21 protein-coding genes and 5 pseudogenes are annotated in these 26,428 nt (G+C 65.7%); 15 read left to right on the top strand and 11 right to left on the bottom strand.

What is annotated here, in order from left to right; genetic code table 11:
* Positions 1–280: 280 nt before the first annotated feature.
* The 3 genes from ACLNGM_RS06155 to ACLNGM_RS06165 all read right to left on the bottom strand — a co-directional run bounded on the left by ACLNGM_RS06155 (position 281) and on the right by ACLNGM_RS06165 (position 5,625).
* Positions 281–3,025 carry a hypothetical protein gene (locus ACLNGM_RS06155; RefSeq protein ID WP_416357627.1) on the bottom strand — a complete coding sequence of 915 codons (2,745 nt, stop codon included), beginning with the start codon at positions 3,023–3,025 and terminating at the stop codon, positions 281–283.
* Between the two features lie 574 nt (positions 3,026–3,599).
* Complete coding sequence (locus tag ACLNGM_RS06160) at positions 3,600–4,334, bottom strand: CDP-diacylglycerol diphosphatase (RefSeq protein ID WP_416357628.1); 735 nt, start codon at positions 4,332–4,334, stop codon at positions 3,600–3,602.
* A gap of 559 nt (positions 4,335–4,893) precedes the next feature.
* Complete coding sequence (locus ACLNGM_RS06165; RefSeq protein WP_416357629.1) at positions 4,894–5,625, bottom strand: SDR family NAD(P)-dependent oxidoreductase; 732 nt, start codon at positions 5,623–5,625, stop codon at positions 4,894–4,896.
* Positions 5,626–5,723: 98 nt separating this feature from the next.
* Between ACLNGM_RS06165 and ACLNGM_RS06170 the strand changes: the two genes are divergently transcribed.
* Positions 5,724–6,170 (top strand): winged helix-turn-helix transcriptional regulator, encoded by a 447-nt coding sequence (locus ACLNGM_RS06170; RefSeq protein WP_090966668.1) that lies wholly within the window; start codon positions 5,724–5,726, stop codon positions 6,168–6,170.
* Between the two features lie 40 nt (positions 6,171–6,210).
* Here the strand turns inward: ACLNGM_RS06170 and ACLNGM_RS06175 are convergent, their stop codons facing one another.
* Both ACLNGM_RS06175 and ACLNGM_RS06180 read right to left on the bottom strand, forming a co-directional pair.
* A complete protein-coding gene (locus tag ACLNGM_RS06175; protein WP_090966670.1) occupies positions 6,211–6,561 on the bottom strand; it encodes a hypothetical protein in 351 nt (116 codons plus the stop codon).
* A gap of 92 nt (positions 6,562–6,653) precedes the next feature.
* Positions 6,654–7,001 (bottom strand): annotated as a pseudogene (locus ACLNGM_RS06180) (hypothetical protein); the annotation flags it as partial.
* Here ACLNGM_RS06180 and ACLNGM_RS06185 point away from each other — a divergent pair.
* Together ACLNGM_RS06185 and ACLNGM_RS06190 are read left to right on the top strand one after the other, a co-directional pair.
* On the top strand, positions 6,985–7,431 hold the full coding sequence (locus ACLNGM_RS06185; protein ID WP_416357630.1) for a MarR family winged helix-turn-helix transcriptional regulator: 447 nt from the start codon (positions 6,985–6,987) through the stop codon (positions 7,429–7,431). The pseudogene ACLNGM_RS06180 and the gene ACLNGM_RS06185 sit on opposite strands and share 17 nt — an antisense overlap.
* Before the next feature lie 49 nt (positions 7,432–7,480).
* Positions 7,481–8,680 (top strand): FAD-dependent monooxygenase, encoded by a 1,200-nt coding sequence (locus ACLNGM_RS06190; protein ID WP_416357631.1) that lies wholly within the window; start codon positions 7,481–7,483, stop codon positions 8,678–8,680.
* A 58-nt stretch (positions 8,681–8,738) separates the two neighbouring features.
* Here ACLNGM_RS06190 and ACLNGM_RS06195 read toward each other — a convergent pair whose 3' ends face one another.
* Positions 8,739–9,716, bottom strand: coding sequence for a LysR family transcriptional regulator (locus ACLNGM_RS06195; RefSeq protein WP_416357632.1), 978 nt, complete (start codon positions 9,714–9,716; stop codon positions 8,739–8,741).
* A 46-nt stretch (positions 9,717–9,762) separates the two neighbouring features.
* Here ACLNGM_RS06195 and ACLNGM_RS06200 point away from each other — a divergent pair, with 46 nt between their 5' ends.
* The gene (locus tag ACLNGM_RS06200) at positions 9,763–10,728 is read left to right on the top strand and encodes an NAD(P)H-binding protein (RefSeq protein ID WP_416357633.1); all 966 of its coding nucleotides are present in this window, start codon (positions 9,763–9,765) and stop codon (positions 10,726–10,728) included.
* Positions 10,729–10,833: 105 nt separating this feature from the next.
* Here ACLNGM_RS06200 and ACLNGM_RS06205 read toward each other — a convergent pair whose 3' ends face one another.
* Positions 10,834–11,730 (bottom strand): LysR family transcriptional regulator, encoded by an 897-nt coding sequence (locus ACLNGM_RS06205; protein ID WP_416357634.1) that lies wholly within the window; start codon positions 11,728–11,730, stop codon positions 10,834–10,836.
* A 96-nt stretch (positions 11,731–11,826) separates the two neighbouring features.
* Between ACLNGM_RS06205 and ACLNGM_RS06210 the strand changes: the two genes are divergently transcribed.
* Entirely contained in the window at positions 11,827–12,675 is an 849-nt protein-coding gene (locus ACLNGM_RS06210; protein ID WP_416357635.1) for an SDR family oxidoreductase, read from the top strand.
* Positions 12,672–13,169, top strand: a complete 498-nt coding sequence (locus ACLNGM_RS06215; RefSeq protein ID WP_416357636.1) for a lipocalin-like domain-containing protein — start codon at positions 12,672–12,674, stop codon at positions 13,167–13,169. The genes ACLNGM_RS06210 and ACLNGM_RS06215 overlap by 4 nt, the downstream gene beginning before the upstream one ends.
* Positions 13,170–13,465: 296 nt before the next feature.
* Here the strand turns inward: ACLNGM_RS06215 and ACLNGM_RS06220 are convergent, their stop codons facing one another.
* Entirely contained in the window at positions 13,466–14,140 is a 675-nt protein-coding gene (locus ACLNGM_RS06220) for an RraA family protein (protein WP_416357637.1), read from the bottom strand.
* 41 nt (positions 14,141–14,181) lie between these two features.
* Complete coding sequence (locus ACLNGM_RS06225) at positions 14,182–15,201, bottom strand: hydroxyacid dehydrogenase (RefSeq protein WP_416357638.1); 1,020 nt, start codon at positions 15,199–15,201, stop codon at positions 14,182–14,184.
* Between the two features lie 105 nt (positions 15,202–15,306).
* Between ACLNGM_RS06225 and ACLNGM_RS06230 the strand changes: the two genes are divergently transcribed.
* The 7 genes and pseudogenes from ACLNGM_RS06230 (at position 15,307) to ACLNGM_RS06260 (ending at position 22,481) form a co-directional block, all read left to right on the top strand.
* Entirely contained in the window at positions 15,307–16,008 is a 702-nt protein-coding gene (locus ACLNGM_RS06230; protein ID WP_416357639.1) for an IclR family transcriptional regulator, read from the top strand.
* A gap of 48 nt (positions 16,009–16,056) precedes the next feature.
* A complete protein-coding gene (locus tag ACLNGM_RS06235) occupies positions 16,057–17,016 on the top strand; it encodes a tripartite tricarboxylate transporter substrate binding protein (protein WP_416357640.1) in 960 nt (319 codons plus the stop codon).
* Positions 17,016–17,477 (top strand): tripartite tricarboxylate transporter TctB family protein, encoded by a 462-nt coding sequence (locus ACLNGM_RS06240; RefSeq protein WP_416357641.1) that lies wholly within the window; start codon positions 17,016–17,018, stop codon positions 17,475–17,477. The genes ACLNGM_RS06235 and ACLNGM_RS06240 overlap by 1 nt, the downstream gene beginning before the upstream one ends.
* Before the next feature lie 28 nt (positions 17,478–17,505).
* The gene (locus ACLNGM_RS06245) at positions 17,506–19,014 is read left to right on the top strand and encodes a tripartite tricarboxylate transporter permease (protein WP_416357642.1); all 1,509 of its coding nucleotides are present in this window, start codon (positions 17,506–17,508) and stop codon (positions 19,012–19,014) included.
* Between the two features lie 227 nt (positions 19,015–19,241).
* Positions 19,242–20,342 (top strand): alpha-hydroxy acid oxidase, encoded by a 1,101-nt coding sequence (locus ACLNGM_RS06250; RefSeq protein WP_416358395.1) that lies wholly within the window; start codon positions 19,242–19,244, stop codon positions 20,340–20,342.
* A 529-nt stretch (positions 20,343–20,871) separates the two neighbouring features.
* Positions 20,872–21,021, top strand: coding sequence for a lmo0937 family membrane protein (locus ACLNGM_RS06255; RefSeq protein ID WP_416357643.1), 150 nt, complete (start codon positions 20,872–20,874; stop codon positions 21,019–21,021).
* 86 nt (positions 21,022–21,107) lie between these two features.
* Positions 21,108–22,481 (top strand): annotated as a pseudogene (locus tag ACLNGM_RS06260) (IS701 family transposase).
* Positions 22,482–22,499: 18 nt separating this feature from the next.
* On the opposite strand, the pseudogene ACLNGM_RS06265 reads toward ACLNGM_RS06260, so the two are convergent.
* Positions 22,500–22,859: pseudogene (locus tag ACLNGM_RS06265) on the bottom strand (DDE-type integrase/transposase/recombinase); the annotation flags it as partial.
* A gap of 31 nt (positions 22,860–22,890) precedes the next feature.
* Here ACLNGM_RS06265 and ACLNGM_RS06270 point away from each other — a divergent pair.
* Both ACLNGM_RS06270 and ACLNGM_RS06275 read left to right on the top strand, forming a co-directional pair.
* Positions 22,891–23,299 (top strand): annotated as a pseudogene (locus ACLNGM_RS06270) (IS5/IS1182 family transposase); the annotation flags it as partial.
* Between the two features lie 994 nt (positions 23,300–24,293).
* A pseudogene (locus tag ACLNGM_RS06275) lies at positions 24,294–25,482 on the top strand (IS3 family transposase).
* On the opposite strand, the gene ACLNGM_RS06280 reads toward ACLNGM_RS06275, so the two are convergent.
* A complete protein-coding gene (locus ACLNGM_RS06280) occupies positions 25,452–26,255 on the bottom strand; it encodes a DEAD/DEAH box helicase (protein WP_416357644.1) in 804 nt (267 codons plus the stop codon). The pseudogene ACLNGM_RS06275 and the gene ACLNGM_RS06280 sit on opposite strands and share 31 nt — an antisense overlap.
* Positions 26,256–26,428: the final 173 nt, after the last annotated feature.

Genomic DNA, 26,428 nt, shown 5'->3' on the forward strand with positions numbered 1-26,428 from the left:
CGTTGCAGCCAGTTGGACGAGTGGGCGGATCGCTCCGTGGCGTGGAGGGGCGGGCGAGAGGGCGTAGCCGACGGCTTCCACCACACGCCGTCCAGGGCACCTCGCCCTGTAGGCAGCCGGCGCATTCCGAAGGGCGAGGATCGCGAACCTACCGGCTGCGAGGCTGGGCAACGAAGGGCGAGACGGCGACAGAAGCCGGTCGGCCAGCGATGCCGCTCCAGCGGTTTGATGGTTTTCGGGCGGCGCGGCTCGCCGCCCGAACAACTGACGTCTCCAGTGTTCAGACCACGTCGGCGCCGCTGAACCCACCAAGCGTGTTGAGGCCCTTGAGGAGCACGGACTGGTCGGCCACGCCATCGGCATTGCTGTCCCAGAACAGCCAGCCGTTGGATGCCGCTGCGATGAACACCACGCTCTTGCCACCGCCCATGGCGGCCTGCGCCGCGGTGACGGCATCGGCGAAAACGTCCGTCGTGATCGCAGCCTCCGCATAGGCCAGCGGGCTGAGCACTCCGTTGACGACGCCAAGGTCGATCACGTCGAAACCGGTGACGAAGTCGAGGATCGTGTCGTTGGTCGTTGCATTCATGGACGTCTCGCCAAGGCCGAAGGCGAAGGTGTCCGCTTCGGCTCCGCCCGACAGGGTGTCGGTTCCTGTCCCGCCAACCACCGTATCCTGGCCCGACTGACCCGACAGCCTGTCGTTCTGGCTGTCGCCCTGGATGAGGTCGTCACCATCCCCGCCGGCAAGGTCGTCGCTTCCCGTGCCTCCGATGAGCGTGTCCTGCCCCCCGCCCGCGTTCAGGAGGTCGCCCCCGTCGCCGCCTTCCAGGCGGTCGTCGCCCTTGCCGCCGTTCAGCGTGTCGTTGCCCGATCCGCCACGCAGGATGTTGGCGGCGCTGTTCCCGTTCATCAGGTTGGATAGCGTATTGCCGGTCCCGTCGATCGCTCCGCTACCGGTCAACGTCAGGTTCTCGACATTGTCCGCGAGCACGTAGCTCACGCCGGCGTTCACGAGATCGGTCCCCTCGTTTGCGAGTTCCACGACCTGATCGTCGTTGGTCGCCACGCCGTCGTCCGTGAAGACGTCGACGTAGAAGACGTCGTTGCCCGTGCCGCCATACATGGCATCCGCGCCCGCGCCGCCATCGATCGTGTCGTTGCCGGCCAATCCGTAGATCGTATCGCCGTAGATCGTAGGCTGCAGCGCCACGTTGATGGCCGTTGGCCCGATCGTGTTGTTGCCGCTGCTGCCCGTGATCGTGCGCCCTGTCTCGTTCACGTCGGTGATCCGGACCGACAAGGTCTGCTCATCGAACAGCTGTCCGTCCGTCGCCTGCACCGTGACGGAATAGATGTTGTCGCGGTCGGTATCGAGCGGCATCTCGAAGTCCGGCGCGGTACGGAACGACAGGGCGCCGGAAATGCTGTCGATCACGAAGAGGCTCGCGTCGCTTCCTCCCGAGATCGCGTAGGTGGGGATGGTGCCGTTAGGGTCGCTCGCCGTCACCGTGACGACGGCGGTGAGGTTCTCCGCCAAGGTCAGGGAAGCATTCGCTCCCCCGCCACTCGACGTGATGACCGGCGGATCGCTGTCCGCCTTGTCGATCACGGAGACCGACAGAGCCTGCGCATCGATCCCGCCATACCCGTCGTTCGCCGAGACGACCACGTCATAGACGTTGTTCGCGCCGCTATCGCGCGGCATCTCGAAATCTGGTGCCTCGATGAAGCTGAGGGCACCCGTCAGCCGGTCGATCTGGAACAGGGCGGCGTCCGCGCCACCCGAAATGCGGAAGGAGAGGGTCTGGTTGGGATCGGGATCGGTGGCGGCCACCGTCGTCACGACGACGGTGTTCTCCTCGATGGCAAGGTTCGCTGTGTCGCCACCGCCGTCGGAGGTGATAACCGGAGGCGCATTGGTGGCGCCGATCGAAAGGGTCGTATCGATAAACTCGAGAAACTCGACATTGAGGACAAGGTCGGTCCCGTCCGGCGAGCCGCCCCGAAGGTCCGTCACGAGATAGCCGCCGTTGATCGCTCCCTGGATGTCGTAATCCGAGCGCTGCCCGGAGAACACCACCGTATCGACGTTCGCGCCGCCATCCAGCGTGTCGTTTCCGGATCCCGTGATCAGCCGATCGTCGTCGAGGCCGGCCGCCAGAAAATCGTTGCCGCCTCCACCGTCCAGGAGGTCGCTTCCGCTTCCCCCCGCCAGTTCGTCGTCTCCGCCGCCGCCGTACAACTGATCGTTGCCGGAGCCGCCGTCGAGCTTGTCGTTGCCGCCGAGGCCCGCTTCGTCACCATAAAGCGTGTCGTTGCCGGCTTCGCCCAGGAGGTTGTCGCCGCCGAGCCCACCGTAGAGCACGTCGTCGTCGTCCCCACCCTCGAGCCGGTCCGTGCGCGCGCCGCCAAAGAGCGTGTCGTTGCCCGCGCTGCCCCGCAGCGTGTCATCGCCGGCGATGTTGTTGAAGCCGAAGTCGTCGCCGTAGAGGAGGTCGTTTCCCTGACCGCCCGTGAGAAGATCCGCGCCACGGCCGCCGATCAGAAGATCGTTGCCGGTATCCCCGTTGATGGTGTCCTTGCCGGCACCTCCGATGATGGTGTCCTGACCGGTGTCGCCGTTGATCAGAATGGATCGCTCGTAGTCGAAGCCGCTGGGCCGCGCGCTGAAGTCAGCCAGATCGTCGCCACCGCCCAGCGAGAACTGCTCGACGGAATCGAAGCCGCCGAAGCCATCCTTCAGGCTCGCGTCGTTGTAGACGATGAAGTCGTTGAGGTTCGAACCGTAGAGCGTGTCGGATTTGTCGTAACCGAGGAAGACGTCCGTCGAGTACTGGATGTTCAAGGCGGTCAGCGTGAATGTCGTCGTCGCGCTCGTCCTGAGGCCCGTCTGCCAGTCCAGCCGAGCCAGCACGCCGTCGGCCAAGGCGTCATCCAGACTGCTCGATCTGGTGAAGGCGAAGAAGCTGTCCTGAAGTGCAGTTCCCGAGATGACCGCGCTTCCCAACGAATTGAACGGCATGCCCCACCCCCGATGAAAACCTTCCGAAACTGACGTCGCGATCTCTCGAATTTTTCGGACGGCATCACATTGCTGAAGGCCGCGGCAGGCTGCCAAGAAGTCCTAATGGATAGGGGGCGCCACCATTCGACTTACGAAGCGACGAAACCAGGAGCGTTCGATGCTTCGTTCCGCCGACAGCGCACCAGGGACTTGTGCATCCAGATCAGTCAGACCCAGTTCCTTCACTTGGTAGGAACTGGAACTTGCCGGATGGGGAGACGGACGGGCATCGAGGAAGGGGAGCGCCTGCACGTCGATGGTAACCTGACGCAAGCTGGCAAGTTGCTCCCTTAGAACGGCCGCAGGTGGAGCCGATACGGGCCTGATCAAAGCCACCGGTCGCCGTTCGGCTGTCGTCGTGCTCCCTTGCGGTGAATGCCTCTTCGATCGTCTCGTGACGCCTGCCGTCGGTCTCCAACAAAGCCGCAGCATCGACCTGCAAGCGGCCTACGGACGAGAGCAGCGGCCATGATCGGCTTCGTGAGCGAGGGACTGTCTGACAGCGAAGATACCCGGTTTGGCACCCCCGCTCTCAATCGCAACCGGATCGAATGAACCGCTCGACGGCGAACGAGCCTCGACCCTGACCCGACGCAGGATTGGTGAGGAGAACGATCGTCGGTTCGCCGGTTGGGAGCGTCTCGCGCACGGCGATCAGCGTCTGCCGACCGATCTGAGCCTTCACCTTGGGCATCCTGTCGCGAAGGGTCTGGAGAGGGTTGAAGTCCATGGCATCCGCCCCGTCCACACGCGTCGCCCATACCCACCGGCCACCGAGACGAAATCCGAGAGGGGCAAAGCGGTCGGGGTCCAACGAGACGATACGCGAAGCCAGGACGCGTTGAACGTCCGGTCGCAGGCAAGCCATATGGATGTGAAGGCGATCCTGGGATCGCTCGAATTCGGAATTGATCCCGAGCGCAAAGCCGTTCGGGGGATCGACCGTGGCGTTCCCCGGCGATAGCAGCCAATGACGTTCGCGCCAGGCATCGGCAAAGAAGTTCGGTGCGTTCGCCGCAATCAATTGCGGATCTTCGATGCCGCTGATGCTGGCCAAGGCAGTCAAGATCGTCCTTTGTCGCGTGCCTGGCTCCCGCAGGATCGCATATCCATCGTCATCCGTTCTGCCGGCATCGACAGCGAGGCAGGGCAGGGGTGATGACAGGAGAGACGCGTTCGCACGACAGGCTGCCACGACCACCCCGAGTGCCGAACGGCTGACGGGCTCGAAGCCAATCGACCACAGGCATAGGGCGACGAAGCCCATTATCAGAATGACCCGACGGCGCACTGGATCTCGCTTGGTGAAGGCGGTGGCTTGCCCCCGGTAGGTGGCTCGAAGCGAAATCTAATGCATGGCGGGCTTGTCGGCGATGACTGGGGTCGCCGGCGAAGCGGATCGTCGCCACGCCGATCCGCATGTACTCGGCAGAGGACAGCACCGTTGGCATGTAGCACCACCGACCACTCGCCCGATTGGCCGTGGGCAGAGCGGGCCGCGTCACCGTCGAGGCGACGGTCGTCGCGTCCGTCGTGTGGAACCGCAACGGCTCTGACCCGACCTTTGCGAGGCGCCGCGACTTGGACACCAAGAGCGATCGCGGCCCTTCGGCAAGCCAGCCAGCGGTTGCCGAATTGTCGCCTTCCCGGAATGGTGTTCGAGGGGCGCGTCCAAATCGGCCTGCCTCACAGGCGCCGGTTCAGCCAGGGTCTCGCCGATCCGCACCATCGTCATCCCGAGGTCCCGCGCTTCCAGCATCCCGATCAACGCCGCGGGCGCACGTTCCAGACCATCGACGATGTTCCCGTCGATATGGCCGTCGCCCTTAAACCTGCGCCATGCCGCCGTCGACCGGCAGTTCGGCACCCGTGACGAAGCTTGCGTCGTCGCTGGCGAGGAACAGGGCGGCGGCGGCGACTTCATCCGGCCGCCCCATCCGCCCGAGCGGGATCAGCGCTGACAGCGACGCCCGTATCTCCTCCGACGTCGCGGCGAACATGGCCGTATCGGTCGGGCCGGGGCTGACGACGTTGACGCGTATGCCGCGCGGCGCCAGCTCGTTGGCGAAGGTCCGAGCGAACGACCGCACGGCGGCCTTGCTGGCACCGTAGGCACCGTAGCCCCTCGTGCCGATCTCGCCCGCGATGGAGCCGACGAGCACGATCGAGCCGCCCTCGCCCATGTGTCGTGCGCCCTCCTTCACCGAGAAGACGAGCGATCGGACATTGAGGCCGAAGGTCCGGTCGAAATGCTCCTCGCTGATGTCGTCGAGCGGTGCAAACTCGGACAAACCCGCATTGACAACGAGGATGTCGATCCGTCCGGCAGTGGCGACGACGCGGCCGATCGCCGCCCCGATATCGGCGATCCGCGAGGCGTCGGCGGTGATGGCGTGGACGGCCTTGCCAGCTGCCGGCACGCCGGCGTCCCTGGGGTGAGCGGACCGGCTGGTGGCGTAAACCTCGGCGCCTTCCGCCAGCAGACGGTGCGCGATCGCGCCGCCGATGCCTCCCGACCCGCCGATGACGAGGGCGATCTTCCGTTCGAGCTTGGTCATGTCGCATCCATCCAGACAATGATGGAGCGTTTGATATAAGATCTATATCTACGGTCAATTACGCACTATGTATAGCGCAGATATCAAAGGGTATACCGATGCCGCAGACGACGACAGCCTCGCGGCGACCCGCGAAGCGCCAGCATGCCGCCTCCGGCGACCCGGTGCAGGAGGCCCTGATCGATGCCCGCGCGACGCGTCCGATCCTCGAACACATCGCCAACAAGTGGTCCGTGCTGATCCTGACGGTTCTTTGCACGCGCCCCTCGCGCTTCAACGAGATCATGCGCCGGCTCGATGGGATCACGCACAAGGCTCTGGCTGATGCCCTGAAGCGGCTGGAGCGCAACGGGCTCATCAAACGCACCATCCTTCCGACCGCGCCGATCGGCGTGGAGTACACGATCACGCCGCTCGGCCAGTCCCTCCAGCAACCCTTCGAGGCGCTGTATGCCTGGGCTCTCGCGCACGGCCCGGAGCTGGAGCGGGCACAGGCAAGGTTCGACGCCCGCTCCGGCACCCCGTCGGAAGACGGCACCGCTTGAAAGCGGGCCTGCCGCTGACCTCGCCCGTGTTTCGAACCGGTCATGCCGCAGGGCTTTGCGCTGGGCGAAGAAGGGGGAGCAGGCCGATCCGGTCGAGGAACTGCTCGCGCACCCGATCCGTCACGGCGAAGGTGACGACCGCTCCATCGCTGGCGGGATCGACGTGGATTTGCAGCGGACGCCATCCCGGCGGCCGTGACACGACATCGGCGACCGCCCGCCCGATCGCGGCGGGATCGGCCCGGTCGGGAACCGTTCCGGCAAGCGCCTCGCAAACCTGATCCGCAAATCCGTCCGGATAGGCGCGCTCATAGGCTTGCGCCACGTCCCCGTCGTCGGGCGAACCGGCATGGGCGAAATCGTTCGTGCCCGACGTGAAGGCGCCCGGCACGATGATCGACGAGTTGACGCGGACGGGGCGAGCCGCTGGGCCGTGAACGCCTCGCTTGGGCCGGAAATCCTGTGGCCGGCGTTGCGGATGAGCATGTCGATCCGCCCAGGTTCCCTGGCGATCCGCTCGACGGCGGTGTGGATCGAGTGGTCATCCTGTCGATCCAGCTCGATCGTGCGCAAATCGACGGCGCCGTTTGGCGAGGAGGCGGCAGTCTCTTTGACCTTCCTCCCGTTCGGCGTGCGATCGAGGCCAATCGACGCGTCTTTGACGGGAAGCCGGACCAGAGGTCCTTGCAGGGCGAGCATCGGAAGGCGGAGCCTGCGCCTCTTGCAACCTCGCAGGCAGCCGGACCGCCGTGAGAGAACCCGTCGGCGCCGTCCGGGCATGGCACGACGGGTCCGAATGGTGCAGGACTTCGAAATGCACGACGACGACATCCACCCCGCGGCGGCGACCGCTCCCGGCTATCTCGCCAACCACGCTGCCCGCGCCTTCAATCGCGTGGTGGATGCGACCCTGAAGCCGCACGGTCTGACGATGGCGCTGATCGGTCCGCTCCTGCTCCTCAACTGGAAGGGACCTCTCCTCCAGCGCGACATCGTCCGATGGTCGGCGACGCGGCAACCGGCCATGGTGGCGCTCCTCGACAAGCTGGAGACGATGGCACTGATCCGCCGCGCGCCGTCGCCGAGCGACCGGCGGGCGGCCTTCGTCGAACTCACCGACGCCGGCCGCGACGCCGCGCGGATCGGGAGCGACGCTTTGATCGCCGGTAACGCCAGAGGGCTCGAGGGCTTCTCGAGCGAGGAAGCCGGGCAGCTCGTCGTTCTCCTCCAGAGGTTGGTCGTCAACCTTGACCGCCCGTGACCGAGATATACATCAGTCATGATGTATTTGACCGTTGAGGGCCCAGGCCATGTCCCTGCGTATTCTCGTCTCCGGTGCCAGCGTCGCCGGCAACACGGCAGCCTGGTGGCTTGGCCGTCTCGGTCATGACGTCACGGTAATCGAGCGCGCGGCCGAGTTCCGCGACGGAGGGCAGAATATCGACGTGCGCGGCATCGGACGCGAGGTCCTGCGCCGCATGGGGCTCGAAGAGGCTGCGCTCGAACGGGGCACCGGCGAGGAGGGTACGACCTGGATCGACGAGGACGGCGAGGTCGTCGCCCGATTTGCCACCGACGAGATCGACGGCGATGGACCCACGGCCGAGATGGAGATCCTGCGCGGCGACCTGGCGCGCCTCCTGTATGAGCCGGCGCGGGAATACGCCACCTATCGTTTCGGCGAGGCGATCGAGCGGATCGCCGACGACGGCGAGCGGGCCCGCGTCACCTTTGTCGGCGGCGCGACCGAGAGTTTCGATCTGGTCGTCGTGGCGGAGGGCGTCGGGTCGCGAACGCGCGAGAGGTTGTTTCCCGGCGAAAATGACCCGCGCTGGATGGACCTGACCATCGCCTACTTCACCATTCCCCGCGCGCCGGACGACAACCGGATGTGGCGCTGGTACAACGCGACGGGCGGACGGAGCATCTCGCTGCGGCCGGACCGACACGGAACGACGCGGGCCAGCCTCACCATCCAGCAGCCGCCGGGCGGCGAGCATGAATGGGACGTGGAACGCCAGAAGGCCTACATGCGCGAGCGCTTCACGGATGCCGGATGGCAGGCGGACCGTGTGCTGGCCGGCATGCACGATACGCAGGACTTCTATTTCGACGTCCTCCGGCAGGTGCGTCTGAAGCGCTGGTCCAGTGGCCGCGTCGTCCTGACCGGTGACGCCGCCTGGTGCGCAACGCCGCTCGCCGGAATCGGAGCGACGCTCGCAGTGACCGGCGCCTACGTGCTGGCGAGCGAGGTTCATCGCGGCAGTGACGTGACCGCCGCCCTCGCGGCCTACGAGGCGGCGATGCGGCCCATGGTCGAGGACGGGCAGGGCGTTCCGAAGATCGCGCCGAGAATGATGCATCCGCGCAGCCGGCTTGGCATTCACCTCCTGCATGGCGCGCTCGGCCTCGCAAGCCGGCCGACGGTGCGTAATCTCGCAGCCAAAGTCTTCGCGTCCGAACCGAAGGCGCCCGATCTGTCGGCCTATCCCGTCGCTGCCGATCCGTGACCCCGCAAGGACTGGACCCTTACCCTCTTTGAACGGCACCTTCGAACCCTGGAGGAACTCAAAGCGGGCGTTGTTCGGTCTGATCCGCTGAACCGCTGCGGGTCACATAAGTTCTGAACGCCTCGACCAGATGTTCGAACACGACCGCGATACGCGGCGTGCGCCTCAGGTCGATATGCGTCACGATCCAGGTGTCGATGGCATGGACCAGCCGATCGGGCAGCACGGCGACGAGATTGGTGTCGGCGTATCCGATCGGGGCCTGCAGAACGCCGATACCCAGCCCCGCTCGGATCGCCGCCGCCTGCGCCGCATGGCTGTCCGTGCGGATCGCAAACCTTGGATGCGGCAGGGACGGCAGCAGCGCTTCCGCGATCGCCAAGTCGCTCGGAGCTCGGTCGGGGCCGATCAGGGCATGATCGGCGAAGTCCTCGACCGTCTGCGGCAAGCCGTTCCGTCCGACATAATCGCGATGGGCGAAGAAGTGCAACGGGACTGCGCCGACATGCTGGGCAAGCAACGCGTCTTGGCGCGGCGGATGCATGCGGACGGCGATGTCGGCCTCCTGATCGAGCAGGTCGGCGGGAAGGTTGCTGAGCGTCATCTCGATCGCCAGGGCGGGAAAGCGCTCGCGAAGCGGCACCAGCATGGCGGGCAGCACTTCAATGCCGACGAATTCCGAGACGGAGACGCGCACGGTGCCGCCGATGCCATCTCGAGGCGCTGCGGCGGCGCGCGCGAAGGCTTCGGATGCCGAGGCCATCGTGCGCGCATAGGAACCGAGCGTCACGGCCTGCTCGGTCGGCACCAGCCCGTTGGGCGAGCGGGTGAAGAGCGCAAGGCCCAATCGCGCCTCGAGGGTCTCGATCCGCCGTCGGACGGTGGGTTGGGCGAGCGCCAGTCTGCGCGCCGCGCCGGAGAGGCTGCCACTCTCCAGTACCGCGAGAAAGGTTCGTTGATCCTCCCACTCGATCCCTCTGCTCATCAAAACATGATGAGCCATGGGCAAGAGATTGGCAATTCCTGGCAGGCTCATCGAGCGGCATGGTGTGCGCATTCACATGGGCATCGGAGAGACCCCAATGAGCGACAGGACAGCCTTGGTACTGGGGGCAACCGGCGGCGTGGGTGGTGCGATCGCGGCCACCCTGGCCAGCCGCGGATGGACCGTACGCGGGCTCGCGCGCGATCCAGGGAAGGCGTCGGCAGGCTGGCCGTCTCATCGCAGGCCGATCGACTGGGTGGGCGGCGATGCCATGAGCCGCGGCGATGTCGTGAAGGCCGCGCAGGGTGCGGCCGCCATTGTGCATGCCGTCAATCCGCCGGGCTATCGAAACTGGAAAACGCTCGTGCTGCCGATGATCGACAACAGCATCGCCGCGGCTCGCGCCGCCGGCGGCGCCCGGATCGTACTGCCGGGGACGATCTACAACTTCGATCCGGCGACGACCCCGGTGATCGACGCGCAGAGCCCACAGCGACCGCGCACTCGCAAGGGTCGGGTCCGTGTCGAACTCGAACAGCGAATGGAGGATGCGGCGACCGGCGGGGTCCCGGGTCTGGTGGTCCGGGCCGGCGATTTTTTCGGCGCCGATGCGCGGTCGAGTTGGTTCGGGCAGGTCATGGCGAAATCCGACGGTCCGCTTCGACGGATCATCGATCCAGTCAGGCCGGGGATCGGGCACGCCTGGGCCTATCTGCCCGACCTTGCGGAAGCCATCACGCAACTGATGGAGATGGAGGATCGGCTGCTTCCCTTCGAGCGCGTTCAGTTCGCGGGTTTCTGGGACGGGAACGGAACGGCGATGCCGGCTGCGATCCGGAGGGTGGTCGGACGCCCGGATCTGCCTGTCCGGCGCTTTCCATGGTGGATCATGAGCCTTCTCTCTCCCTTTGGCGGCTTCCCGCGCGAAGCGGCCGAGATTGCACCTCATTGGCGCTTTCCGGTGCAGCTCGACAATCAACGTCTGGTGGCGCTTCTTGGCGAGGAGCCACGCACGCCGATCGATGTTGCACTGAGGGCAACCCTCGGGATGAAAGCGGAATGATCGGTCGGCGCGCATCTTGCGGAACGAGTCGAACGAGGCCCCTGCCATTCCCGAAAGCCGGGAGACGACCGGGCGTTCGGTTCTTCCAGAATGTCCTCAGGGATATCATTCCGTGTTCTGCCGTTTGAGAACGTCGATGAACGCGCGAAGCGTCGACGGCACGTGGCGGCGACCGGGATAGTAGAGGCAAAATCCCGGATAGGCAGGACACCAGTCGTCCAGGACGCGGACGAGCCGACCGTCGCGCAGGTCCTCCAGTGCGAAGTACTCCGCAACGAACGCGATCCCGAGCCCGCCCACCGCGGCCGCGACCATCAGCCGGTTGTCGTCGAGCGTCAGCGATCCCGGCACATTCATGGCGAGTTCCTGCCCATGCTTCTCGAACTCCCAACGGTAGAGCTTCCCGCTGGGCAGCCGATGGCGGATGCATCGATGGCGGTGCAGGTCGTCGGGAACGAGGGGAGATCCGAACGCCTCGATGTATCCTGGCGCGGCAACGGCCAGGAAGCGAACGTCGCTGCCGAACGGCACCGCGATCATGTCCTGGGGAACGGACTCGCGCAGCCGGACGCCGGCATCGAACCCGGCATCGACGATGTCGATCAGGCGTCCGTCGGTGACGAGATCGAGCTCGACGCCTGGATGGAGTTCGGCGAAGGTCTTCGCCGTCGTCTCCAGGAGTATGGCCGCGGCACCGAGGCCGCAGTTGATGCGCAACGTACCGGCAAGATTGCCGGCATCGCTGCGCACCGCATCGAGCGTTTCATCGAGATCGCGCAGGAGCGGGATGAGGCGGCGCAGGAGGGCATCGCCCGCCTCCGTGGCCGAGACGCTGCGCGTCGTCCGGTTGAGGAGCCGTGCGCCCAGCTTGCGTTCGAGGGCGATCACGGCGTGACTGAGGGTCGAGCGCGAAACTCCAAGCGCATCGGCGGCCAGGCGAAAGCTGCGATGGCGCGCGACGCTCGCGAACGCCTCGAGCTCTTGGAGATCCGGCTTCGGCATTGGTGGGTTTCCTGCACCAGTTCATGCGGATTGGGCTGACTAATCCTTCCAATCCGCAGTTGCTAGATCGGGACGACCGAAACAAGGGATCGCACCATGATCAAGACATGGCTCATCACCGGCGCCTCCTCCGGCCTCGGACGGCTCATGACCGAAATGCTTCTGGAGCGCGGCGACCGCGTCGTCGCGACCGCCCGCCGGCCCGACGCGCTGGCCGGTCAAGCGCAACGTCACGGCGACCGTCTGAGCGCCCTGCCTCTCGACGTGACCGACACGGCAGGCATGCGCGCCAGCGTCGACCTAGCTTTCCGCACGGCGGGGCGCATCGACGTCGTCGTCAGCAATGCCGGATACGGCCTGTTCGGCGCGGCGGAGGAACTGTCGGACGCACAGATCGAGCGGCAGATCGCGACGAACCTCCTGGGTTCCATTCAGTTCATCCGTGCAGCCCTTCCGCATCTGCGGTCGCAGGGAGGGGGACGCGTCGTCCAGGTGTCGTCGGAAGGCGGGCAGATCGCCTACCCGAACTTCAGCCTCTACCACGCCACCAAATGGGGTATCGAAGGCTTCGTCGAAGCCGTCGCGCAGGAAGTGGCCCCGTTCGGGATCGACTTCCTGATCGTCGAGCCTGGGCCGACCGCGACGAACTTCGGGGCCGGCCTCGACGCGGCGGCAGCCATGCCGGAGTATGATGCGACTCCCTCCGGTGCATTCCGGCGTGCGCTGAGCGATGGCAGCTTCGCCATCAAGGGCGACGCGAGGCGGACGGCGGAAGCGATGATCGCGGCCGCGGACGCGGATCGAGCGCCGCTGCGTCTGGCGCTCGGCAGCACCGCCTTCCGCAGCATCGAGAAGGCTCTCAGCCAGCGGCTGGAGGCGATCCGTGCGCAGGAAGCCGTAGCCTTCTCCGCCGACATCGCGTCGGGCGGGGGAGAGCCGTCTTGAGCCGGGCGTCCAAAGCCGTCGCGATCCTCGCGATGCTCGTTGCAACGACCGATGTCGGCCGCGCCCAGTCGCCGAACGAGGTGCTGGGTACCTGGCGCATGGTCTCCGCAACGATCGAGCGCGAAGGCGACGATGTTCCAGCCTACGGGGCAAGGCCAAACGGGATGCTCGTGTTCACGCCGGACATGCACTTCGTCGAGGTCCTGACGGACGCGGACGTGCCGAAGTTCGCATCCAACGTCCGAGGCGAGGGGACGCCGAAGGAGAATGCGGCGGCCATGGCGGGCGGCATCGGCTTCTTCGGCACCTACACGGTCGACGCAAACGGGGTCTTCAGCGGCAACCGGGTGGAGGGCTCGACCTTTCCCAACTGGGTCGGCGGCGTTCGCACGAGCCGGGACCTGAATCTGCGCGTCGTGGGCAACCGGATGTTCGAACGCTTCCAGCGTCCGGACGCTACTCGGGTGAGCATCGTCTTCGAGCGACTACGCTGATCTGCGACGGTCCGTTGGATCGACATGCCGATCGATCTCCCTCCCAACGAGACGCCGGGAGTGATGGGCGGCTGGCAGCGTCCGCCTCCCCGGCAGCGGTCAGCCTGACCGGAGGGTATGCGGTTCCTGCGCTTCCGGACTCGCGCAAAGGAAAGTTGACGTCGGGCGACCGCCATTCGAAGGATGCGACCAAGGTCCCGACACCGCCTGCTCCGCGGCGCCGAGCTTGAAAACGTCGGCGGACGATCGGGGCCGGGCTGGTCACATCCGACGCGATGGGCGAGGGGTCGAAGGCGTCAGCCTTCGATGGCGCAGCCGAGTTTTTGGAGCGCGGCGTCGACCCAGGCGCGGTCGTTGCGGCCGGCCCTGATGTTCTCCATCTGGCGCGTCTCGGCCTCGTGCTTCTTGGAAGCCGCTGCATAGATGGCGGCAACCTGATCGAAGGGCACGGCGAGGAACCCGTCGGCGTCGCCGCAGACGAGGTCGCCGGGCTCGATCACCATGCCGTCGATGGCGATCGGGACGTTCACCTCACCGGGGCCGTCCTTGTAGGGGCCGCGATGGGTGACGCCCGCCGCAAAGACCGGGAAGTCGCCGTCCGCGATCTCCTCGCTGTCGCGGATCGCGCCGAAGATGACGATGCCGCCGAGGCCACGCTGGATGGCGTGGGCCACCATCAGTTCCCCGATGATGGCGTTGGTGAGGTTCCCGCCCGCGTCCACCACGACGATGTCGCCGGCCTCGGCGATGTCGAGCGCCTTGTGCACCATGAGGTTGTCGCCGGGGCGCGTCTTCACCGTCACGGCCGGCCCGACCATCCGCCCGCCGGCGTGCATCGCATGGAGCGAAGCGCCGCCCGCGCTCATGCGGGACATGACGTCGCTGACATTGGCCACCGGCAGGCTGCGGAACTTCTCGACCCACTGCGCATCGACGCGGCGGCGCAGGGGCAGGACACGGAATCCGATCATCTCATTCTCCCAATCGTCTGTGTTCGGTGGCGGGACGGTCGTCAGGCTGCGCGGGACGCCGGCTCGTTGGCGCAGGCGCGGGCGTCGTAGCCCCGACCCTGAAGGACATCGATGATCGCCGTGGCGCTCTGGACCGCCATGTTGCGCAGCGCCGAGCGGCTGGCACCCGCGACATGGGGCGTCGCGAGAACCCCCGGCAGCGACCAGAGCGGATGGTCGGCGCGCGGCGGTTCCTCCTCGAAGCTGTCGAGGGCAGCACCCGCGATCGTCCCGGCACGCAGGGCCTCGGCGAGGGCCGCCTCGTCCACCACCGCGCCGCGCGCGGTGTTCACGAGGAAGGCGTCCCGCTTCATCCGGGCCAGGCGCTCGGCGTTCATCAGGTAGCGCGTCTCGTCGGTCAGCGGGCAGTGGAGGCTGACGACGTCGGCGTGGGCCAGCACCTCGGCGAGATCGCGCACGACGAGGGTCCCGTCGGCGGCTCTCCCTGGCGTGGCGACCGGATCGTAGGCCATCGGCTCCATGCCGAGCCCGCGCGCCAGGGCGGCGGCCCGTCGTCCGATCTCGCCGAAGCCGACGATGCCGAAGACGGCGCCGCCGAGGTCGCGCCCGACATAGCGGGTCTTCGGCCATTCGCCGGCCTTCACGGCCGCATCGAGGCGGCCGACGTCCTTCATCAGCGAGACGGAAAGGGTAATGGCGAGTTCGGCGACGGACTGCGCATTGGCGGCGAGCGCACGCAGCACCGGGACACCGCGCGCCGACGCGGCTGCGAGGTCGATATTGTCGACGCCCGAGCCATGCTTGGCGATGACCTTGAGGCGCGGCGAGGCATCGACGACGCCGGCGTCGATCATGCCCTGGCGCACGAGGAGGCCGTCGACCGCCTCGGTGCGGGCGATCTCGGCAAGGTCCGCCGAGGTGGCGTAGCCGTCCGCATAGATCGCTCGCACGCCGTGCGCGGTGAGGAGCGCGCGGGCTTCCTCCACGAGTTCGGCTCCCGTCACCAGGATCGTGTGGCGGCTCTCGCCGGCCGTTGCTGTGTGCTGTCCGGAATTGACCATCGGTCCTCGTCCTCCTCCCGGGTTGACGCGACCGGCGTAACAGGTATTGTACTAGCTGAAAAGGTGTTGTACTTAGTACAACGTACAACACTTTGGGAGGATCGAATGCCGGGAAACGCAAACGGGGTCGCCGCCGTCGAGCGCGCGGTTTCGCTGCTGGAGGCCTTTACGGAGCGCGACACGTCGCTGTCGCTCGGCGAGCTCGCGCGTCGCACCGAGCTCGACAAGGCGACGGTGCTGCGCATCGCGCGTTCGCTCGCCAAGTCCTCGATGCTGCTGCGCAACGAGGATGCGAGCTGGCGCCTCGGCCCCAAGCTCGTTCGGCTCGGCGCTCTCTACCAGTCGACGTTCCGGCCGGCCGCGATCGTCGAACCGGTGCTGGCCGAGCTGTCCGAGCGCACCGGGGAGAGCGCGGCCCTTTATGTGCGCGAAGGCGATCGCCGGGTCTGCCTGTTCCGGCACGATTCCAGCCAGTCGATCCGCCATTCGGCGCGCGTCGGCGACGCGTTTCCGCTGGACCGCGGAGCGCCCGGCCGCGTGATGCTGGTCTTCGACGGTGACCATGACCCGCTCGCCGACGAGATCCGCGCCCGCGGCTGGCTCTGCACGCGCGGCGAACGCGATCCGCAGGTCGCGAGCCTCGCCGCCCCCGTCTTCCGCGACGGCCGCAATCTCTTCGGATCGGTGGCGCTTACCGGTCCGCCCAGCCGCTTCACCGAGGAAGCGGTCGAAAAGCATCTGCCCATACTCCTCGACGGCGCCGCCAGATTGTCGGCGGCCATGGGGGGACACCCGGAACCCGAATAGCGGCGCGCCGGGGCGCTGCCATCACAACCCCTGTCTGGGAGGACACGCATGAACACGACGATCAAGACGGCGATGCTTGCCGCGACGGCCCTCACGCTGGCCGCCGGCACGGCCCGTGCCGAATGGCCCAACGACCGCCCGATCCAGATGATCGTCGCCTTCTCGCCGGGCGGTTCGACCGACGTCATGGCGCGCGCCATGGAGCCCTATCTCGAGAAGCGCCTCGGCGCCGACATCGTCATCGAGAACCGCCCGGGCGCCTCGGGCGAGATCGCCTATACCGCGCTCGCCAAGGCCAAGCCCGATGGCTACACCTTCTCCTACATCAATACGCCCGGCTTCCTGTCGATGCAGGTCCAGCGTCAGCTCGGCTACGACCCGCAGGCGATCAAGCCGATCGCGCGCATCGTTGACGATCCGTCTGCCGTGGTCGTGCCGGCCGCCTCCGAGATCAAGACGCTGAAGGACTTCGTCGAGGCCGCCAAGGCCAACCCCGGCGCGGTCTCCTTCGGCTCCTCGGGCGTCGGCACCGACGACCATCTCGCGATCATCCTCCTGGGCGCCCAGACCGGAGCGACCTTCACCCACATCCCGTTCAGCGGGGCGGGCGAGACGCGCACGGCGATCCTCGGCTCGCAGATCACGGCGGGCGGGCTCAACGTCAGCGAGTTCGGCGGCAACGACACGTCGGGTCTTCGCATGATCGGCCATTTCGGCAAGGAGCGCTCCAAGCAGCTGCCCGACGTGCCGACGGCGGCCGAGCAGGGCTACGAGGTGTTCATGACCTCCGAGCGCGGCATCGCCGCGCCGCGCGAGACGCCGGACGAGATCTCGCAAAAGTTCGCCGAGGCCGTGAAGGCGACGCTCGACGACCCCGAGTTCCAGAAGCAGGCTGAGCAGCTCGCGCTGCCGCTCGCCTATCTGCCGGGCACGGAGTGGGAGGCGCAGATGCCGGCCCGGCTCGAGGAGTTCCGCAAGATCTGGGCGGCGACGCCCTGGGTGCAGTGATGCGCGCGGCGGGTGCGGAGGGCAGGCGCGACCTGCCCGACCTTCTCGCCGGCGTCCTGATGATCGCGATCGGCGCGATCGGCCTCTGGGCCGGTCGCAGCCTCGCCTTCGGGACGCCTGCGATGATGGGGCCGGGCTTCTTGCCCGGCGTCATGTGCGCGCTTCTGATCGCGATCGGCGGCTTCGTTCTTGTGAAGGGCCTTGCCAAGCCGGCGGAGCGCCTCGGCCTCGTCAATCTCAGGCCGCTGGCGATCCTCGTCCTTGCGATCGCCGGCTTCGCCTATGCCGCCGAGACGCTCGGTTTCGTCGTGGCGACGGTCTGGCTCCTCGTCGTCGGCAGTCTCGCCGACCAGGAATCGCGCTGGAAGGAGATCGCCCTGTCCACGGCGATCCTGACGAGCATCGGCGCGCTGGTCTTCATCGAAGGCCTCGGCGTGCAGATGCCGATCTGGCCGTTCTGACCTTCCGCGCTCCATCGGATTTGAACCCATGCAGTTCCTCGACCTCCTCGTGCTGGGGTTCTCGGAGGCGCTCACGCCGACGAACCTTCTCTTCTGCTTCATCGGCGCGCTGCTCGGCACGCTGATCGGCGTGCTGCCGGGCATCGGCCCGACGGCGACCGTGGCGATCCTCCTGCCGATCACCTTCTTTCTGCCGCCGCTGGCCGCCCTCATCATGTTGTCCGGCATCTTCTACGGCGCGCAGTACGGCGGCTCGACGACGGCGATCCTCGTCAACCTGCCGGGCGAGGCGTCGGCGGTCGTCACCGCGATCGACGGCTACCAGATGGCGCGAAAGGGCAGGGCGGGCGCCGCGCTCGCGATCGCCGCGCTCGGATCGTTCTTCGCCGGCACGGTCGCGACCATCGCGCTCGCCGTGGCCGGCCCGACGCTCTCGTCCTTCGCCCTGTCCTTCGGGCCGGCGGAATATGTGGCGCTGTGTATCTTCGGCCTGCTCGCCGCGACGATCCTCGCCCACGGCTCGGTCATCAAGGCGATCGGCATGGTCTGCCTCGGCCTGCTGCTCGGCATGGTCGGCATCGACGTGAATTCAGGCTCGATGCGTCTCACCTTCGGCTCGACCGAGCTTTACGACGGCATCGAGTTCGTGGTGATCGCCGTCGGCCTCTTCGGCGTCGCCGAGATCGCCGTCAACCTCGAGTCCAAGGAGCAGCGCGGCATTCTCCAGAGCACGATCGGCCGCCTCTGGCCGACACGCGAGGAGTTCCGGCAGAGCTGGGGCGCGGTCCTGCGCGGCACCGGCGTCGGCACAATCCTCGGCGTCCTGCCGGGCGGCGGCGCGACGCTTTCGGCCTTCTCGGCCTATTCGGTGGAGAAGAAGGTCTCGCGCCATCCCGAAACGTTCGGCCACGGCGCGATCGCCGGCGTCGCAGGCCCGGAAGCGGCCAATAACGCGGGCGCGCAGTCCTCGTTTATCCCGCTCCTGACGCTCGGCATCCCGTCGAATTCGATCATGGCGATGATGCTCGGCGCGATGACCATCCACGGCATCACGCCGGGCCCCGGCGTCATCCAGAACCAGCCCGAGCTCTTCTGGGGCCTCGTCGCCTCCATGTGGCTCGGCAACGCGATGCTGCTCGTCATCAACCTGCCGCTGATAGGGCTCTGGGTGCGCCTTCTGAAAGTGCCCTACCGGGTCATGTATCCGGCGATCCTCCTGTTCTGCTGTGTCGGCGTCTACTCGGTGAGCAACCGGGGCTTCGACGTCGCGCTCGTGATCCTGTTCGGCATCCTCGGCTACATCCTGCGCAAGGCGAAATGCGAGCCGGGTCCCTTGCTTCTCGGCTTCGTGCTGGGCCCGCTCCTCGAGACCAACCTGCGCCGGGCGCTCCTCCTCTCGCAAGGCGATCCGCTCGTCTTCGTGGAACGGCCGATCAGCGGCGTCCTCCTCGCGATCACGGCGGCGATGCTGCTGATGATGGTGCTGCCGTCGATCCGCAAGGGTCGGAAGGAAGCCTTCGAGGAAAGCGAGAACTAAAGGTCGCCTCCACAGCATGCCGTTCGGCGGACCCCTTCCCGGGTTCCGCCGAACTCGTTTTCGGGTGACCTTGTGCACCCGACCAAGAGGAATGACGCCCCATGTCGTCCGAGACCAACCCGCGGCCCGGCTTCGTTGCGACGAAACGCGAGACCTGGCCATCCCGGGCCTCGTCGCGGCTCGCCCGCGTCCTCAGCCTCGACGACTTCGAACCCCACGCGCGGCGCATGCTTCCGCGCCCGCTCTTCGGCTACATCGCGGGGGCGTCCGAGCGGAACGCCTCCCTCGCCGGCAATGAAGCCGCCTTCGCCCGGCACGCCTTTCGCCCGCGTGTCCTCACCGACGTCTCGGGACGCCGCCAGGAGACGCGCCTGATGGAACAGGACCATGCCGCACCCTTCGGCATCGCCCCGATGGGCATCAGCGCGCTCATGGCCTATCGCGGCGACCTCGTGCTGGCGAGAAGCGCCGAGGCGGCCGGCATCCCGATGATCATGAGCGGCTCGTCGCTGATCCGCCTGGAAGAGGTGGCCGAGGCCGCGCCCACCGCGTGGTTTCAGGCCTACCTGCCGGGCGAGCCCGACCGCATCGACGCGCTGGTCGACCGCGTGAAGGCCGCCGGCTTCGGCACGCTGGTGCTGACCGTCGATACGGCGACGCTCGCCAATCGCGAGAACAACGTCCGCGCCGGTTTCTCGACGCCGCTGCGCCCAAGCCTCAGCCTCGCCTGGCAGGGCGTGTCGCACCCGCGCTGGACCGTCGGCACCTTCCTGCGCACGCTGAAGGAGCATGGCGTGCCGCATTTCGAGAACTCCTACGCCACGCGCGGGGCGCCGATCGTCGCCCGTTCGGTCGAGCGCGACTTCGGCAAGCGCGATCATCTGAACTGGACCCATCTCGACCAGATCCGTCGACGCTGGCCGGGCAAGCTGGTGGTGAAGGGTGTCATCCGAAGCGAGGATGCCGCGACGGCGGCCGAGCGCGGCGTCGATGGCATCATCGTCTCCAATCACGGCGGCCGGCAGCTTGACGGCACGATGGCCCCGCTGGATGCGCTGCCCTCGGTTGTGGAAGCGGTCCGGGGCCGGGCGGCCGTGATGCTCGACGGCGGTGTGCGCCGCGGCACCGACGTCCTCAAGGCCTTGGCGCTCGGTGCCGAGTTCGTCTTCGTCGGTCGCCCCATGCTCTATGCGGCCGCGGCCTTCGGCGCGGCGGGCGTCGATCGCGCCATCGCGATCCTGAAAGAGGAGATCCACCGCGACATGGCGCTTCTGGGCATTGAACGGCTGGGGGATATGACGTCGGACTTCCTCGCTCCCAATCGCTGACAATGGGAGAGCCCGTGATGGGAAGCCTTCTGACCGACGATCGCCGTCGACTCGTCTTCTGATCAACAGGCGATTTCAGAGTCCGACTATTATATTCCCGGCGATGACACGTTTTATCGAGACGATCACAGACCTATAGAGCAAAGCAAGATGAGTCCTGACAATCTAAACTATGCGAATTTATTGATCTAAAGTTATGATGGTAGATTTAATTCGTAATGTATTCTAATTATATTGTCTAAGAAAATTCCTGCAGAAGAATTCCAGGTCGCCAATTCATACTGAGGAATGGCCGGGTATAGAGTGCGATCCTCGCCGACGGCCGATGACGATTGCGACGCCTTCATGCAGCTCGTTCGGATGCTCTAGGAGCAGACGGTTGACCGAATTTCCAGACCGACATCCACACCCGGCAGCGAGCGACTTCGAACTCGCACTGCAGCATGAGATTTGGGGGCGAAGGGTCGGAACGCTTCAGGCCTCTTCACGTTTTCGAGAGACCGTTTGAGTTAGAAAGTGGATGACTTTCATGTTGTGGACGATCGCCGTCATCTTGTTCGTTCTTTGGTTGCTTGGGGGATTCGTTTTCCACGTTGCTGGAGGGCTCATCCACCTCCTTCTCGTGATCGCGATCATCGTCGTGGTGTTCCAGCTTATTTCCGGACGCCGGCGAATTTAGCACTACTTTGGCAGAATGTGCCTAGAAGGGGTTCCCCGGGCATTTGATCGGTGATTCATAGGAGGTCGGCTTAGGGAGGGCCGACCGTGGGATCGGATCGGCGAGTGGAACTGGAACGGTGGCTGTCGCCGTTCCTGACGGCGCTGGGGCATAAGGCGTGGGCCAGGATATGCCCGGCCTATGTGGCAGGCCTGATCGCGATTGGTGAGCGCAAGAGCATTCAGCCGATGGCGCTGCGCGACGGCGTCGTCGGCTACGATCAGTTGCATCATTTTGTCGGCGCCGGTGTGTGGGACGCAGCGCCCCTGGAGCAGGAACTGGCACGTCAGGCCGATGCGATGCTGGGCGGGGACAAGGCCTTCCTGATCGTCGACGGTGAGCAGGAAAAGCGAATGATCCAGCGAATCATTCGCCTGCGAACGCGCTGCCGAAGAAGGGCGCGCACTCGGTCGGCGTGGCGCCGCAATACGCTTCGGCGCTGGGCAAGAATGCCAACTGCCAGACGCTGGCGTCGCTGACGCTCGCGTCTCGTGAGGTGCCGGTCATGGTGGGCTTGCGGCTGTTCCTGCCCGAGAGCTGGACGAGTGACGAGGCGCGGCTCGCCAGAACCGGTGTGCCGGAGCATCGCAGAGCCTACAGGACCAAACCCGAGATCGCGATCGAGGAGATCGATCGGCTGCGCGCCGCCGGTGTTCGCTTCGGCTGCGTTCTGGCGGATGCGGGATACGGCCTGTCGGCACCGTTCCGACAGGCTCTGAGCGACCGCGGCCTGTCCTGGGCGGTCGGCATCCCCGAACACAAAAGGTCTACCCGTCCGACGTGGCGATGATCTTCCCCGTCGCAAGCCGCGGGCGACCCAGGAAGAACCATATGCCCGACGTCGTCTCGGTTCCGGTCCAGGCCATGCTGGAGAGCGTGCGATGGCGCAAGCTCTCCTGGCGGCGCGGCGTGAAGGGCCCGCTGGCCGCCCGCTTCGCTGCCATCCGCGTGCGCGTGGCAGACGGCCCGCCCCAGCGCATCGGCGCCATGGGCGCACAGCACCTGCCGGGCCAGGAGGTCTGGCTTGTCGGCGAGCATCGCTCGTCGGGCGAGAGGAAGTACTATCTCGCCAATCTGCCACCCGAGACGCCGTTGACGCGCCTCGCCGGCGCCATCAAGGCGCGCTGGGTGTGCGAGCCAAGCGCACCAGCAGATGAAGGAGAAACTCGGCCTCGACCACTTCGAGGGCCGATCATGGGAAAGGCCTTCACCAGCACGCGCTCATGAGCATGATCGCCTTGCTGTTCCTTCAATCTCGCCGCCTGACCGAGGCGAGGCGGGAAAAAAAGAACGGCACGCCCATCACCGTCGGGACCACCGCAACCGAGCTTGCCAGCCGTTCGGGCCGCGCTCATCCAAGCCTTCGCCCAGCCGCCCCCAAACATATGCCCGCATTGCAGGCTCCCGCTCATCACCAATGATCTGCCAAAGTAGTGCTAGGCGCTGTCGTTGTCCGAGAGCCATTCGACGGCGTGCGGGATCTTGACGGTGCCGAAGCGACGTTCGACCGCCGCGACTATGAGGCCGCGCACCATCTCGCCGGAGATGCCGGCACTGGCGAAGGCCGACCAAGCGATGACCTCCCTGTCGCAGGCGTCCAGCACGAAGAGGATGTGCACGACCTCGCGGTTGCGGGCGTGGATCTCCAGATGGTCCGAGCACCAGCGGATGTTGTAGCGCAGCGCGATGACGATGCCATCATGCGTTCGACCGGGCCGCGAGGCGGTATGGCGTTCGAGCGTCAACCCGTGACGCTGCATGATCCGCAGCACCCTCTTGGCGTTGACGGTCGGCTTTCCTTAAAGGCGCAGCTTCCGGTTCGGCGTTTGAGAGAGGCTTCTTGCGCTGGTTCAGGAACGCGGCGTCAGGCTTGGCATGGTGTTCCTGGATAGGGCGAACATCCGGGCGCACCAGAAGGCAGCGGGTGCCAGCCGAAAGGGGGATCTGCAAAAGAGCGAGACGGCCGTGAGGCGCTTGGCCGATCTCGGGGCGGCTACGGCACCAAGGCCTGCATGACGGCCGACGGCGTCGGGCGCGCTATCGCCTTTCCCTTTAAATAGGACGGGCCCACGAACTGCCGTACGCCGTTCCACCCCTCGATCACCTGCTAGACGTCCCGAAGTGGGTCGTGACCGACCACGGCTACACCAACCATGCGTTCCGTTGGCACGTCTGGGCCACAGGCACTCGCCCTGCCATTCCGCCGCTTCGCCACGAGGCACAAGTGGCCTGCCCGGACTAAGTTTACAACAACCGCAATCGGGCCAACTGACGAATGTCCCAGACGTAACATGAGCAATTTTCTTCCTAACGGACGCGGACGATCGGCGATTCTCAAAAAACGTTCTGCGATCTCTAGATGCTTTTTTGAGTTGCCAATTGTCGCTTCCGTGATGCTTCACGCCAGCTCAATTTTCGTATCTCGGCACCGTTCACGACTACCTGAATACTTGCAATGATCGTCATGTAACGATAGGACATGTCAAATGGCGGGGATTGACCGGGACGCGACCGGAAGAGTGCCTTCTCGGACGGAATCCACAGTCTTTGCGTACGTGAAGCGTATCGGTCATTTATGGGCTCAAGCGGAAAGCGAAACCGATCAGCCACAAACCCTCGTTTCTCTAGTCAACTGGTTTTCGCGTTCTCATGGGCGCTGGGCACCGTCCACGATCCGCCAGTATCGAGCGGCGTTGCGCCTGCGTTTGGAACAAGAGGAGGCAGGGGGCACACCCGAACCCCAGGTCGAGGCACTTCGTGCTTTGCTGAGGCATGGGCCGGACCCGGCACCGAATCCTCGGGTCCGCCATATATCAGCGAAGAAGCGAAAGACTCTACGCCTGGTAGAGCTCGAAAAGCTGCTGCGTCGCCTCCGAGAGGGGTCCACAGACGACGCTCTCCTTCACAATTTGATCGCCTGCAACCTGCACGTGGGTCTGCGACCGTGCGAATTCGAGGCCGTTCATTTCGAAAGCAATGCATTCGTTGTGCGATGCGGAAAGGCGACGAATGACCGGTCCACTGGTACTCATCGGCGGGCGAGCATGCCCGAATTCCGGTTCGATGGGGTCCCCTTCGCGCCGTCGTTTGAAGAAACGATCGGGAGGTTCAAACGGCTCTGCGAACGGTCGAATGCCACATTAGTCCTGAGCCGCTTCTCGTCTCGCCTGACGTGACCCCCTGAATTTCAGCCACGGATGGCTAGAGTCCGCCCAACGATAGGGGACGGACGGATGAAGAAGTCACGGTTCACGGAAGAGCAGATCATTGCGATCCTGCGGGAACAGGAGGCGGGCGTTGCAACGGCTGAGGTCTGCCGAAGACACGGCGTCAGCTCGGCCACGTTCTACAAGTGGAAGGCCAAGTACGGCGGCCTCGACGTGTCGGAGGTGCGACGGCTGAAGGGGCTGGAGGACGAGAACGGCCGCCTGAAGCGGATGCTGGCAGATGCCATGCTCGACAACGCCGCGCTGAAGGATCTTCTGGGAAAAAAGTGGTGACGCCCGCCGCCAGACGGGAGGCCGTGGCGCCCTTGCTGCGACCTTCCAGATGAGCGAGCGGCGGGCGTGCCGGGTGATCGGGGCGGACCGGGCGAGTGTTCGATACGAGGGGACGCGACCTGATGATGGGTTGCTCCGAGCACGGCTGAAGGAGTTGGCGGGCGAGCGCCGTCGGTTTGGCTACAGGCGGTTGCACGTCCTGCTGAAGCGGGAGGGCCATGCCGTCAACCGCAAGCGCATCCAGCGGCTTTATCGCGAGGAGAAGCTGACCGTTCGCCGTCGCGGCGGGCGCAAACGGGCCATGGGAACACGGCGACCGATCGAGACGCCCATGGCCGCCAACCAGCGCTGGAGCCTGGACTTTCTGTCCGACCAGCTCACAGACGGTCGCCGCTTCCGGATCCTGGCCGTGGTCGACGACTGCACTCGCGAATGTCTGGTGCTGGTCGCCGACACGTCGCTGTCGGGTCTGCGGGTTGCGCGTGAGCTCGACGCCATCGTGCGTCGTCGCGGGCGCCCGACGACCATCGTCAGCGACAACGGCACGGAGTTCACCTCCAACGCGATCCTGACATGGGCGAACGAGACCTGCGTTGGCTGGCATTACATTGCGCCCGGCAAGCCGCAGCCAAACGGCTTCATCGAGAGCTTCAACGGACGGCTGCGCGACGAGCTTCTGAACGAGACGTTGTTCCGATCCCTGCCGCATGTCCGCGCTGTGCTGGAAGCCTGGCGGCGGGACTACAACGAGGAACGACCGCACTCCAGGCTCGGCTGGATGACGCCTCGGGACTTTGCCCGCACCATTACCAAAACCACCGGCCGAAACGCTGCGCTCAACAACAGCTCCGCGCTTCGGCCTCTTGCAACCGCCATCGACGATGGCTCAGATCACGACAGGACTCTCGCTCCCGCTGGATGAAAAACGGGGGTCACGTCAGCGCGAAACTTGGCCTCTGCGGCACGGGCGACGGCGACGTCTTCCAGCCGTTGGCGGTCACCACCCCGCGGCGTCACCACCACCGGCTGATAGTCGATGCGACCGAAAACCTTGTCCAGATATGCGGAGCGCAGATCATAGGTGTAGACGAATCGCGCCTTGATCTCTCGATCGTCGCGCCTGAAGGGCGTGGCCGTGAACAATACCCTTCGGGCATCCGGGAAATCGTCCAGCAGCATCTGCCACGTGACGGCTGGGCTATGGTGCGCCTCGTCGACAAGGATCAGGTCGAAAAGATCGGCCTGAGGCTTAGGAACTCCCTCGATGTGTGAACTTACGCTCGGCACGGTCGCGACGACGGCGTCGAAGTCGCGCATCGCCTCCCATCCCGCAGGGTCCGTCACCCGATGCGCAGTCGGCATCACCTTGGGCGGGTTCAGATCCTGGGGCAGCGCTCCAACACGCTTGAGCACGCCGAGAGCCGCGAAATCCTCGGAGACTTGCTCTCGGACAAGTCGGCTCGGCGTCAGGATGAGCACGCGCTTCGCCCTCAGCAGGAAAGCGCATGCCTGAAGCACAGCTGTCTTTCCTGACCCAGTGGGCATAGTGACGATGGCAGGCTCTGGTCTGGCGGTGAAATGTGACCCGACCGCGAACAAAGCTCCGCGCTGAGCTTCGCGGAACCCGTCAATCTTCTTCTCTTGGTCGGAGATCGGAAACGAGAGCTTCGGGTAGTTCGATTCGAAGTAGGACACCCTTCCTCCCGGCGAAGTGGTTCTTCTATGTCCTCATATTACGTGTCGAGGAATTGTCAGCAACCGGACGTTGGGCATGGATCATCCATACATAGCCGGTCGTTAACTGGGAGGTTTACGAAAGGCAGATTTTTGATTCCAGCGCTTGCAAGCAGACCTTCTGCTTTCGGCCG

This window comes from Aureimonas phyllosphaerae (genome assembly GCF_047943035.1).
Lineage (GTDB): Bacteria > Pseudomonadota > Alphaproteobacteria > Rhizobiales > Rhizobiaceae > Aureimonas > Aureimonas phyllosphaerae.